Origin of the sequence: Desulfovibrio sp. (assembly GCF_009712225.1) — a bacterium.
Lineage (GTDB): Bacteria > Desulfobacterota > Desulfovibrionia > Desulfovibrionales > Desulfovibrionaceae > Desulfovibrio.
Window position 1 is genome coordinate 144292 of record NZ_WASP01000008.1, and the last position, 12452, is coordinate 156743.

Consider the following 12452-nt stretch of genomic DNA (forward strand, 5'->3'; position numbering starts at 1 on the left):
GAAAAGCCATGCTGACTGCGCTTATTTTTGTTCCCCTGTGTGCGGGCTGCATAATGCTGTTGTGGGGCCGCGCCGTGATCTGTCGTGTGGGTCTGCCCCTCACGGCGTTGACGCATACCGCCCTTGCGGCCATGACGGCAGTGCGCGTTGGAGGGGGGGAAACCCTCGCCGAACTTGATGGCCTGCTGGCCCCCGACGCCCTGGGCGTGCTCTTTCTCATGCTGGCCAGTGTGCTGTTTCTGGCGGCCTCGTTCTACGCCATGCATTACCTGCGCGAAGAAGAACGCATAGGCGTGCACACCAACATTCTGGACCACGGGCGCTTCACCAACGCGCCGGAGCGCCGCTTTACCGCCTGCCTGTGCTTTTTTCTCAGCGCCATGACTCTGGTGACCATTACGCCGCACATGGGCGCACAGTGGGTGGGCATTGAAGCCACCACGCTTTCAAGCGCGCAGCTCATCTATTTTCACCGGCACAAGCGCTCGCTTGAAGCCACGTGGAAATACCTGATCATCTGTTCTGTGGGCATTGCCCTTGCGCTGCTCGGCAACATTCTGCTTGCCGTGGCTTTTCACGGGGCGGAAGGAGCCAGCGGCTCGGCCGACAGCATGGACCAGGTGGGCTGGTTTGTGCGCAACGCGGCCCTGGCCGAACCCACATGGCTCAAGGCGGCCTTTGTTTTTCTGCTGGTGGGTTACGGCACCAAGATGGGCCTTGCCCCTCTGCACAACTGGCTGCCCGACGCGCACAGTCAGGCTCCATCGCTTGTTTCGGCACTGCTCTCGGGGGCGCTGCTCAACTGTGCCATGCTGGGCATGCTGCGCGGCCATCAGATAATGCTGGCTGCGGGACTTGGCGGACTTTCTGGCGGCATGCTCATGTTTTTTGGCCTGCTCTCACTGCTGATCGCGGCCATCTTTATTGTGGGGCAAGGGCATTACAAGCGCATGCTGGCATATTCGAGCGTTGAGCATATGGGCATTCTGGCTCTGGGTATCGGCGTGGGCGGTGTTGCCGTACCCGGCGCAATGCTGCACGCCGTGTGCCATTCGCTCACCAAGTGCATGCTCTTTTTGTTGTCGGGCAACATTCTGGCCCGCTACCATACCTATTCGAGCTACGACGTGCACGGCATGCGCTGGACCATGCCCGCCACGGCAGCGCTGTGGACTGCTGGCTTTCTGGCCGTGGCAGGTTCGCCGCCCTTTGGTCTTTTTGTCAGCGAACTGCTGATATTCAAGGGCATGCTTGCCGCAGGCCTGCCCTGGCTTTCTGCCGGGTATCTGGTGCTGCTGGCCATCATCTTTGTGGGACTTTCTGTGGCGGTGCTGCGCATGGTGCAGGGCAACCGCCCTGTGGATCTGCCGCCTTCAAATTCTGAACCTGCACTGAGTATTTTGCCGCCGCTGGCCCTTGGGCTGGCCGTGCTTACACTGGGCGTGTGGATTCCCGACTGGCTGTGGAATTTTCTTAACCGCGCCGCTGCGCTCATAGGCGCGTAGCGCCAAAGGCTGAAGGCAAAACCCGCAAAACGGGTTTTGCACCGCTAACGGTGAGAGGGCCGATGCTATTCGATTACCGCGATACCGTGCCGCTTTCGGGCATGCCCCCGGTTTCTGTAGAAGAAATGGGCGATTTTGTGCGCCGTTATGTTTCCGAAGGCTGGCGGCTGCTGGCCCTTTTTGGCCTGCCGCAGTCTTCTGAAAACAACGCTCCCGCCGGGCTGTGCTGTGTGCTGGCGCAAGACAGCTCGCACTATCTTGCCGCCCTGCGTACCGAGCCTGTGCAATCCTATGCTTCCATGACGCCCGCCACGCCGCAGACCCACCTTTTTGAACGCGAAATTTTTGAACAGTGGGGCATCGAACCTCTGGGTCATCCGTGGCTCAAGAGCGTGCGCCGCATACCCGACGCAGCCGAAGCCCACGCCAGAACCTCCGCCGAGGGCGGCTCCCTTGCGGCGGCCCCGACCAGTGAACCCAAGCCCTACGCATTCTTCAGAATTGAGGGCGAAGAAGTCCACGAGGTGGCCGTTGGCCCTGTGCATGCGGGCGTGATCGAACCCGGTCATTTTCGCTTTCAGTGCCACGGCGAAAATGTGATGCACCTCGAGATTGCACTGGGCTACCAGCATCGGGGCATTGAAAACATGCTGCTCCACGGCCCGCTCGCCCGCTGCCTGCCCCTGCTGGAATGCGCCGCTGGCGACACCACCGTGGGGCATGCCACGGCACACTGCGTACTGCTTGAACGACTCGCGGGTTGCGTGGTTGCGCCGCGTGCCCACCGTCTGCGCCGCGTTGGCCTTGAGCTTGAACGCCTTGCCAACCACACGGGCGACCTTGGAGCCATTGCCGGCGATACGGGCTTTTTGCCCACGGCATCGTGGAATGGCCGAATTCGCGGCGATTTTCTCAACACCACGGCCTGCCTGTGCGGCAACCGTTTTGGCCGCGGGCTGCTGCGCTTTGGTGGCACGGCATACGATCTCAACGCCGACGAATGCGCCGACATGCTGGCCCGCATCAAGGCCGCCGGGCGCGACGTACGCGGCGCTGTGGACGTGATGCTGCACAGCCAGAGCGTGCATGAACGCCTCATCGGCACGGGTTTTGTGAGCAAGGAAACCGCGCAGAACCTCGGCCTTGTGGGCATGCCCGCTCGCGCCTGCGGGCTCAGGCTTGACGCGCGTTTTCACTTCCCCCTCTCCGACCTGCCCAGCAAGGATTGCGCCCCACGGGTGGAAAACACCGGCGACGTGCTGGCCCGCACCCTTGTGCGCAGCAACGAAATTGACGATTCGCTGCGGCTGCTCGAGAGCGACCTTGCCACGCTTGCGAATATTCCGGCGCTGGCCAACGAGCCCGCGCAGCTGGACGCCAGCGCACTGCCGCCCCATACACTGGCGGTATCGCAGGTCGAGGGCTGGCGCGGCGAGATCTGCCATGTGGCCGTTACTGGTCCTGACGGCGGTTTTTTGGCCTACAAGGCCATCGATCCCTCGTTCCACAACTGGCCGGGGCTTGCCATGGCGCTTCGCGGCAACCAGATTTCCGACTTCCCGCTCTGCAACAAGAGTTTCAACCTCTCGTATTGCGGATACGATCTGTGAGGCTTTGACATGCTGCGTATCATCAAGGAACGCCTGCACCAGAAATACCGCACGCTGGATTATCCCAACCGTCAGCCTGCGCTTTCCCCCCGCTACATGGGGCGGCCCGAACTGGCACAGGTTGCGTGCGGCACATGCCGCGCCTGTTTTGCGGCCTGCCCGTCTGGTGCGCTGCTGCCCACCGCAGGCAGCGAGGACGGCACGCCAACGCTCGACATGGGACGCTGCACCTATTGCGGCGCGTGCCGCGCGGCCTGCCCCAAGGGTGCATTTACCTTTACCGGCGAGCACCGCATGGCATCGTTTACCCGGGAGGGTCTGCTGGTTGTTCCCGGACAACCCCACGTGCAGCAGCCCACACCTGCTCGGTTTTCAATGTTTCGCCGCTCGCTCAAGCTGCGGCAGGTCAGTGCCGCGGGCTGCAACGCCTGTGAGGCAGACTGCAATGTGCTGACCACCCTGGTGTTTGATCTTGGGCGCTTTGGCATCGACTTTGTGGCATCGCCCCGCCATGCGGATGGCATTGCCGTAACTGGCCCGGTTTCGGAAAACATGCGTCTGGCCCTGCTGGATACCTTCAAGGCCGTGCCGCAGCCCCGCCTGGTGGTGGCTGTTGGCGTGTGCGCCATTTCTGGCGGGCTGTTTCGTGACAGCGATCAGTGCAACAAGGGCGTCACCGATCTGCTGCCAGTAGACCTGTTTATCCCCGGCTGCCCACCCAACCCGTGGACAATTCTGGACGGCCTGACCTCGCTGCAAAAATAGCACACCACGGTCAGCACCATAATCATTTGGCCTTGCCGCGTAACAAAATTTGTAATGCGGCGTAGGCACTTAAGGTGCGCCCCTGCCGCGGCGAGGGCCGACTTGCCTTAATCTGCACAATGATTATAGTAGATAAGGCCCGTACAGAACGTACTTTCCGGTCATATCTGCCGATCAAGGAGATGACCAACACCGCCCTTATGGGAGATGTTCATGCAAATAAAAGCCTTTTTGTCGATTCTGGTTCTGCTCTGCTGTTCGCTCATGCTCACCTTTACTGATGACGCACTGGCGGCTCGCCTTGGCGGCGGCAGCTCTTTTGGAAGCAAGCCCTTCATGAGCACGCCCGCACCTGCGCCGCGTCCCCAGCAGCCTGCTTTTCAAAACAAGCCCAACCCCAGCCAGCCTCAGGCCCAGCCCGCTCCGGCAGCTGGCCGTCCTGGTGGTCTTTTTGGCGGCATGGGCGGGCTCATGGGCGGCCTGCTGGCAGGCACGCTCATAGGTTCGCTGCTTGGCGGCCACGGTTTTGCTGGCGGCGGTTTTATGGATATTCTGCTTTTTGGCCTGGTGGTCTTCATCGGCCTTAAGCTGTTTGCAGCCTTTCGGGGCTCGCAAAGGCCCGCGCAGGCGGCAGCCGGTGCAGAAGGTGCACAAGGCTCGCAGGCCGACCAGCGCCAGGCGGGCATGATGCGCGAAGAAACCGGCAGCAACGGCTGGGACGCCCTGCGAGGTCAGGGTGCTGCCCAGGCTGAAACCCCTGGCCCCCAGATTCCCATGCCCCCCGGATTTGACGCCGACGAATTCCTGCGAGGCGCCAAAATGGCCTATACCCGCCTGCAGGCCTCGTGGGACAAACGCGACATGAACGACATCACGCAGTTCACCACCGAAGCCGTGCAAAATTCGGTACGCGAACAGATGGCTGCGGACCCCAAACCCAGCACCACAGAAATTCTGCTGGTCAATGCCCAATTGCTGGGCGTGACCAACGAAGGCGAAGAGCAGTACGCCCAGGTGTTCTTTGATGTGCTGCTGCGCGAAACCCCTGCGCAGGAAACCCCGTCTTCCGCGCGCGAAGTATGGCACTTCGTACGCCCGGTCACAGGCGGAAACTGGAAACTGGATGGCATTCAGCAGGTGGAATAATCCTGCCAGAGCCTTGTTTTATCACCACAGGGCTGGGAGTTTCGGCTCTCAGCCCTTTTTTAATAGTGTGGGGAAGGAATGAAGAACTACGTCAAAAAATACGACAAGCTTATGCGCTACCTCGATATGAATATTGTCGAGGCCACAACCGAATATGCCAAGGTTATCATGCCCATAACCGAAAACCACAAAAACGGTATGGGGATGGCCCACGGCGGTGCCATCTTTGCCCTGGCAGACGTGGCATTTGGTGCTGCGGCCAACGCTGGCAAGGATTATGGCGTGGTGAGCCTCAACACCACCATCGAATACCTGCGCCCGGGCAAAGTTTCCCCTCTCACGGCAGAGGCCTTTGTGGTGCGCACCGGCAAGCATATTCTGAGCTATGATGTAAAAATCTACGATGGTTCCGGCGACCTTATCGCAAAGTGCGTGGCCGCTGGCTTTCAGACAGACGTGCTCCTGCCTGACTAGAGCAAACGCGATGCGTTATCGGCCCCTGCCCTGTGCAGGGGCTTTTTTTGCGCCTGCGCCAAAAAAATTGCCCCCTGCCGAACCCATGGCAAGGGGCTTCCACCGTAAACGCTTGGGGCGAGGAGGTGATGGAAAGGCGCAACGTCAACGCAAATAACGCTGCGCGCAATTCATAAAATTTCTTTCAGCCGGTCAGGCCTGCGCCGTAGCCTCTGGAGTTGCCCCCTGCCCTTCGGCGAGAGGAAGACTGAGGCAGAATTCAGCTCCGCCCTGCGGTCTGTTGGCGGCCACAAGTTCGCCGCCGCGCGCGTGGGCCAGTGAACGGGCCACTGCTAGCCCCAGCCCCACATAGCGGCCAAGGGTTTTTCCACCTGCTGCGTTTGCGGCCACTGGACTCTGCAGCGCGCGGGTGCTGAAAAAGGGTTCAAAAATGTGCGGCATGATGTCTGGGGCAATGCCGGGGCCGTTGTCGCTCACCACCAGATCGTACCAGTCGCGACCCTGGGCATCCCTGCGTGTGGATGCCGTGAGGATAATCTTGCTGTTACGGCTGGCAGGCGCGGCAGTGTCCTCACCTTCCGCCGGGGCGGAATCCATGTCGCAAAGCGCATCCAGTGCGTTTTCAAGCAGGTGCAGGCATATCTGCTGCAATTCCGGGGCAGAACCCAGCAGACGCGGCGCTCCCTCGCCCTGCGGCACTGACACCTCACAATGAACATGCGCGCTTTCCATGCGCTCGGCCAGCAGGCGCAGCACGTGCCCAACTTCTGCGGCCACGTCCAGTGCGCCCACGCGGGGGTCGAGCCCGTGCCCCACCATGAGCAGCTTGCGCGTAATTTCGCGCACCCGCAGGCTCTGCGTGCGTATGGTGTTTACGGCATCGCGCACTTCATCAATGTCTGGCAGGGCAGCGGCTTCGGGCTCTTCAAGGCAATCGCGTATGAGGCCTGCAGCCTGAACCATGATGTTCAGCGGATTGTTGACCTCATGGGCTACGCCCTCCGCCACCCGGCCAAAGCTGCGCCAGCGTGCGGCCTCGGCCAGCCGTGCCGCCTCCTGCCTTGCGCCCGCGCGCTCTGCTGCCTTGCGGCATTCTGCCAGAATGCCATCCATGCCCACGGGTTTTGAAAGCCAGTTCAGGGCCCCGCGCCGCATGGCCTGCACGGCCTTGCCCATGTCGCCCGCGCCAGACAGCATCACCACATCAACCTGTGGGTAGCGCTCGCGCAGAACTTTCAGCAGATCAACGCCGTCCATGCCCGGCAGCCCCACATCAAGAAATATGAGGTCGCGGGGACTGCGCGCCAGTTCGGCCAGGGCGGCATCGGCATCCTGCGCTGTGGCTGTATCGTAGCCGCGCAAGGCCAAACGTTCTGCCAAGGGTTCCGAAAAGGCGGGTTCGTCATCCACAACAAGCACACGCATGGCGAACTCCTAGAACGAACCACTGCCGAAACACGGGCCTTAAGACCTCATCTTCAGGCCGCAGGCCGGATGCGTTCATCCGGCCTACAGCCTGCACTGCATCATGATCTACTTGCCGTGCTCTTCAAGCACGTCTTTTTCATTCATAACGTCACGGGCTGCGTCAAAGTCGCCGCCTTCGGCCAGAGAAACGGCCACCATGGCGTTTTCAAGCTTGTCGCGGTAGGCCATGCGAATGCTGTTGAGCAGTTCGTCGATGTCCATGGGCTTTCTGAGAAAGTTGTACGCGCCCATGCGATAGGCGGTCTGTTCCTCGGCGTCGCCGCCGTGGCCCGTAAGAATGATGACCTGCACCTGCGGGTTGCTCTTTTTGACGTTGCGCAGCACTTCAAAGCCGTCCATGCCGGGCATGCGCAGGTCAAGCACGATAACGTCGGTGGGCTGTTCGACGGCCTTGAGGGCTTCCGGGCCATCGTAGGCAACACGCGCTTCAAAGCCGCGCATGGCCAGACGCTCGGAAAGAGTGTCCACAAACTGCTTTTCGTCGTCCACCAGCAGGATTTTGATGTCTTCCTTGGTCATGGAATACTCCTTGAAGGCCCGGCAACATGCCGGTGCCAGTTATTCGCCTTCGCTATCGCAGGCCGAAATGGAAAGGAAAAATCTTGGCCCGGCATCACGCCAGGGCATAAGCACGGCACGCCAGCCGGGGCGTATGCCGTCGAGCATGGGGCTGCCCGTCATGGCCGCAAGGGCCATCTCTCGGTTGGCGCCTTCCAGTGCCTCTACAATAATGCCTTCTTCTTTTTGCCGCCGCCCCGCGGTAAGGCGCAGGTTTACCTGCCCCCCCACAGAAGCGCAGAGGTCAAAAACCTCAAGCAGCGAGCGCAGCACGGCCAGAGGCGGCACGTTTGCCCACACGGGCTCGTCGGTCTCGCCGCTGGTCAGGTGAATCTGCGCGGCGCGCGCCTGCCGGGCCGCCAGCAGGCAAAAGCTGCGGCACACACGCGCAAGATCGCAGGGGCCAGCGCCGCCCGGCTCCATGCCCCCCGCCTGCGCCATGTAGTCCATGGCTTCGGAAAGGGCCGCCCCCTGAATGATGGAGCGTTGCACTTCGCCAAGGGCCGTTGAAAGGCGCTCTGTACCCTGCGCGCTCACGGTCTTGCCGCCCGCAAGAGAGGCAAGGTCCTGCGCCAGACCGGCTGATTCACGTATCACCGCCAGCACGTTGCGCATGTCGTGAACGGCAGAGGCCAGCAAGCGGGCCATGCACTGACTTTCATTCATGGCCTGCTCCGTTGGCTGCACATTCCTTGCCTTCACGCGCCGCGGCCTGCAGCGTTTCCAGAAACACGTTGAAACTCAAAGGCTTTGTAAGGCAGGCAAAGGCCTGTGCCACGGGGTTTGTGCCGTTGTCGTCCACAGCCTCGTGCCCGGTAAGCAGAATAACCGGCAGATGGGGGTACAGCACCTTGAGGCGGCGCAGCACTTCATCACCCGGCAGACCGGGCATGAAGAGGTCAAGCACCACGACATCGGGCATTTCAGGCGTTGCGGCCTGAAGGGCGCTGATACCGTCGTAGACCACGTAAGGCGCGTATCCGCGAAGCGAAAGACGCTCTGCCAGGGTGTCCACAAATTCCTTTTCGTCGTCAGCCAGAAGTATGCGCAATGCCATTCTACACCTCCACTGCGACATCTGGCGGAGTAAGCGGCAGGGTTATACGCACGATGCTGCCCCGCCCTTCTTCGCTTTGCACATGAATTTCGCCGCCAAGCTTACGCACAATGCCATAGGTGATAAACATGCCAAGCCCGGTTCCCTTGTCTTTTTTGGTGGAATAGAACGGCTCGAATATATGCCTGAGCACGTCAGGCGACATACCCTTGCCGTTGTCTTCCACACTCACCAGCATGTATCTTCCCTGGCCCTGGCAGCTGATTTTGACAAACCGCTCTTCGCCCTGCGGCTTCTGCGATCCGCCCTCGCTACCAGCCAGCGCATCAAGCGCGTTGCCCACAATATTGAGAAAAACCTGCTGCAACTGGCCCCTGTCCGATACGATTTCGGGCAGGTTGGCGGGCAGTTCGGTTTCAAACTTTACGCCACGGTTCTTGGCCTCCCGTTCAAGAAAGCCCAGAGTTTCCGTGATCACTTCCTCAATATGCAGAGCCTGACGGTTGGCCTCCATGCGCCGGGCAAAGCCCAGCAGCCTGTGTGTAATGCCGCGCGCCCGCTCAACGGTGCTTTCAATACTTTCAAGCAGGGCGCTCAGTCTCTGCCTGTCCTTGTCTTCGCCGCACACCTTGCCCATGTTCAAAAGATCCTGGGCAAGACCCGCCTTTTCGTAAATGACCGCCAGAGGGTTGTTGACCTCATGGGCCACGCCAGCTGCCAGCCGCCCGATGGACGAAAGCTTCTGGTTGTGTTCCATCTGGGCAAAAACAGCTACCCGCCGCTCGTCGCTTGCCTGCAGCCTGTTTACAAGCTGCTGCATGAGCATGTTGGACACCACGAAAATCAGGGCAATGCCGCCGCATAGTACAAGCAGAAGCTCAGTACTCAGCGACCGCCAGGGGCGGATGGCGTCTTCAGTGGGCTTGACGGCCAGCAGCATAAAGTCTGTGCCAGCCAGCGCGCACGAAGCAACCATGAGCTGCCTGCCCTTGGGGTCTGTAACCCGGCGCACCACGGTTTCGTGCGCGGCGGGGGGCAGATCAAGAGGCAGTTTTTCCAGAGCCTTGCCAAAAAGATTTGAATCCGTTTGCAGCACGCCCTCTGTGTCTACCAGAAACACGTCTGTATCGTGTTCTGGCCCTACGGTAGAAACCACCTGCTGGATGCGCAGGGTATCGGTTGCCACACGCAGAGTCCATGAAACGCCGTTTTCTTCCAGCCGGTGCACAGCCACAACAAGGTGCGGATACCCGCGGTAACCCAGAAAGGCGTTACTGAGGTAGCGCCCCTTGATCTCTGTATCACGCAGCCAGGGCTTGCCAGCGTAATCAGCGCCCTTGAGCTTGTACGGCCCCACATAGCCCACCTGCCGCCCGTCGGCATCCACCAGCCCCATGTCCACAAAGCCCTGAAACTCACTTTTCAAGGCCAGAAACACACGGTTGAGGGTGCGCTCGTCCAGCAGGTCCTTGAACGTATAGGCGTGGGCCAGAAAGCTCACCGTAGAAATACGTTCGCCAAGATAAAGCTCCAGTGCCGCCTGCGACTTGCGGGCCAGCGCATACACGGGGCTTTCCAGTTCGCGTTCCAGGGTGCGTGTATACTGCACGTGGCTGATAGCCGCCAGCAACAGCAGGGGCATCACCGAAACCGCCACCATGAGCACGGTCATCAGCCGCCGTAGCGATCGATACCGGGCCGGGGATACGGCCTCTGGAACTTCCAGCAGGTGCGCGAAATAGTTCTTTATCGTGGCAAACATGTGCCCTCCAAGGTATGCGCCGCCGTTACTACCGCTGGTGCGGCTTGCTGTACGGCGGCACTCCCCGGGCCCCGCAAGGCAGAACCTCGATTAATGGCCGCCAGCCACCAGCACGCCCGAAGCCGCAAGGCTGAGCACCAGCACTTCAAGTATGGCAATTATCGCCATGATCCACTGCTTTTGCCGCAGCAGACCAATGGCAAGCTGCACGAAGCAGAAGATGGTGAGTGCCGCAAGAAAAGCGATACCAATGAAATTGCACAGATCTCCCTTCCCCACAAGGGCAACCCAGCCCCAACCTTGAGGAATGTTGCCTGCGGCACGGTAAGCGGCAGCGCTCTGGCTCCACAGACGGGGCATTTCTTCCAGCGGAATCTGCGGCGTCAGCACGCCCGTCACGTAGAGAGCGTAGGTAATCAGCATGGTCACAAAACCAAGCAGAGCGCCGTAGAACAGGGTATCGGCATAGCGCAGCTGCGCAGGGGAGGCCTTTATGTCGTTCTTCAGATCGGTGGTCATTTTATTCTCCCTTCTATTCAAGCGTATCCGATGCGGCTTACCAACCGAGACCCTTCATGAGGGCTTTGGCCCCAGAGAAGAAGAGCACGCCAATAACCATGTAGCGGATGAACTTGGGCTTGGCCTTGGCAAGCAAGCGTACGCCCACCACAGAGCCGAGCATGAGGCCCACGATGGAAGGCACGGCCATGAGCGGAATAACGCAACCCTGGTTCAGATAAACCCAGGCGGCAGAAGTATCGGTGATGGAAAGCAGGAATTTGGAGGTACCCACGGCCACCTTGAGGGGTGCGCCCATGAGCAGGTTGAGCACGGGTACGTTGGCCCAGCCAGCACCAAGGCCAAACATGCCGGCCATGATACCGATGGCGATGAACAACAGCAGGCCGGCCAGAGTGCGGTGGGTTTTCCATTCCACAACTTCACCGGTGCTGGGCTCAAGAAATACGCCGTTCATGCCAAGCGCCAGACCCACTGCGTCCTGGGTGGTAACCACGGGGCGCACAGAGTTTTTGGAGAGCAGCAGCAGCACGGCAATACCAAGAATGGTCGCGCCAAGGCAGGTCTGAATAACATTGGTGGGCAGAGCCAGGCCGAGCATGGCGCCCACAATGGCGCAGGCAGAGGCAATCAGCGCCACAGGCAGGGCCAGACGCAGGTTGGCAAAGTTACGGCGCAAAAGACCGGGACCGGCAGCAAGCGCGCCCGCAAGGGCCACCATAAGGCCAGCACCGCGCACAAAGTCGAGGTGGAAGGGGAAGAACCCGCTTACCAGCGGCACAAACAGCACGCCGCCGCCCACGCCTGCCATAACGGCGATAACGCCGAGAATAAAGCAGAAGAACAGCAGCGCCAGCGGCCAGTACCACCAAGGGTGGTTATCGATGGCGGCAGCCTCAAGAGCCTGACCAGCAGTCTGGGTTGCGGCGGGCGCAGCCTGCACCGATGTTTCAGCGCTTGCCACTGCCACAAATGCCGGGGCCTGCTGGGCGGCGCTATCCGTCTGAGCGCTCACGGCTGTTGCAGCCGGAAGCGTTTTGTCTGCCTGGGCCGAAGCCGGGCAGCTCAGCCACAGGCACAATGCCACGGGCAGCAGAATGAACTTTACCACGAAATTCACAGCCCCGCTGTTCGGGGTTCTTTGGAAATCAAAAGCCATTGTTTCCCCCTTGCGGCCTTTTGCCGACGCAAGTTTATTTACGGTCAGCACAAGTTAGGTCGGAAAGGGGTTGCTCGCTATCAGGAGAATCCTGAATTGTGAAAAAATGACTAAGGGATTTCCCCAGAGGATACGCCTGTGCGGCGCGCGGGTTTGCCTTCCGGCGAAGTTGGGACGCCTGCCCGGCGCTGGGCAAGGCGAGGCCGGTTATGGGGCTACGCCCCCTTTGCGGCCCCCCTTGCATCCCCCCGAAGCACCCCCTAAGAAAAGCTTTCAATTGCCGCAGGGTGGCGAGGACACGCGTCTTGCGCTGCGGGAGCTTCCCTCCCTCCTCGACGCGTAAATGCCATACATCGCTCCCGCTCCGGGCAAAGTCCGCTTCAGCCAAATACCGCTGACATGGTTGACG

Annotated in this window: 12 protein-coding genes; 5 read left to right on the top strand and 7 right to left on the bottom strand. The window is 60.5% G+C overall.

Annotated features, from left to right (window positions below):
• Nucleotides 1–8 precede the first annotated feature (8 nt).
• The 5 genes from F8N36_RS11055 to F8N36_RS11075 all read left to right on the top strand — a co-directional run bounded on the left by F8N36_RS11055 (nt 9) and on the right by F8N36_RS11075 (nt 5500).
• The gene (locus F8N36_RS11055) at nt 9–1505 is read left to right on the top strand and encodes a proton-conducting transporter membrane subunit (RefSeq protein WP_291332869.1); all 1497 of its coding nucleotides are present in this window, start codon (nt 9–11) and stop codon (nt 1503–1505) included.
• Nucleotides 1506–1567: 62 nt separating this feature from the next.
• The gene (locus tag F8N36_RS11060) at nt 1568–3115 is read left to right on the top strand and encodes a hydrogenase (RefSeq protein ID WP_291332870.1); all 1548 of its coding nucleotides are present in this window, start codon (nt 1568–1570) and stop codon (nt 3113–3115) included.
• A gap of 9 nt (nt 3116–3124) precedes the next feature.
• Nucleotides 3125–3880, top strand: coding sequence for a 4Fe-4S dicluster domain-containing protein (locus F8N36_RS11065; RefSeq protein WP_291332871.1), 756 nt, complete (start codon nt 3125–3127; stop codon nt 3878–3880).
• A gap of 213 nt (nt 3881–4093) precedes the next feature.
• A complete protein-coding gene (locus F8N36_RS11070) occupies nt 4094–5026 on the top strand; it encodes a TIM44-like domain-containing protein (protein WP_291332872.1) in 933 nt (310 codons plus the stop codon).
• A 78-nt stretch (nt 5027–5104) separates the two neighbouring features.
• Nucleotides 5105–5500 (top strand): PaaI family thioesterase, encoded by a 396-nt coding sequence (locus F8N36_RS11075; RefSeq protein WP_291332873.1) that lies wholly within the window; start codon nt 5105–5107, stop codon nt 5498–5500.
• 192 nt (nt 5501–5692) lie between these two features.
• Here the strand turns inward: F8N36_RS11075 and F8N36_RS11080 are convergent, their stop codons facing one another.
• The 7 genes from F8N36_RS11080 to F8N36_RS11110 form a co-directional block, all read right to left on the bottom strand.
• A complete protein-coding gene (locus F8N36_RS11080) occupies nt 5693–6925 on the bottom strand; it encodes a response regulator (protein WP_291332874.1) in 1233 nt (410 codons plus the stop codon).
• Between the two features lie 108 nt (nt 6926–7033).
• Nucleotides 7034–7507 carry a response regulator gene (locus F8N36_RS11085; protein WP_291332875.1) on the bottom strand — a complete coding sequence of 158 codons (474 nt, stop codon included), beginning with the start codon at nt 7505–7507 and terminating at the stop codon, nt 7034–7036.
• 39 nt (nt 7508–7546) lie between these two features.
• Nucleotides 7547–8212 (bottom strand): sensor histidine kinase, encoded by a 666-nt coding sequence (locus tag F8N36_RS11090; protein ID WP_291332876.1) that lies wholly within the window; start codon nt 8210–8212, stop codon nt 7547–7549.
• On the bottom strand, nt 8205–8603 hold the full coding sequence (locus F8N36_RS11095) for a response regulator (protein WP_291332877.1): 399 nt from the start codon (nt 8601–8603) through the stop codon (nt 8205–8207). Before F8N36_RS11095 ends, F8N36_RS11090 begins: the two co-directional genes overlap by 8 nt.
• Nucleotide 8604: 1 nt before the next feature.
• Complete coding sequence (locus F8N36_RS11100; RefSeq protein ID WP_291332878.1) at nt 8605–10365, bottom strand: sensor histidine kinase; 1761 nt, start codon at nt 10363–10365, stop codon at nt 8605–8607.
• Between the two features lie 90 nt (nt 10366–10455).
• Nucleotides 10456–10884: a DUF1634 domain-containing protein gene (locus tag F8N36_RS11105; RefSeq protein ID WP_291332879.1), complete on the bottom strand. Its 429-nt coding sequence runs from the start codon at nt 10882–10884 to the stop codon at nt 10456–10458.
• Between the two features lie 37 nt (nt 10885–10921).
• Complete coding sequence (locus F8N36_RS11110) at nt 10922–12043, bottom strand: sulfite exporter TauE/SafE family protein (protein ID WP_291332880.1); 1122 nt, start codon at nt 12041–12043, stop codon at nt 10922–10924.
• Between the last annotated feature and the right edge of the window lie 409 nt (nt 12044–12452).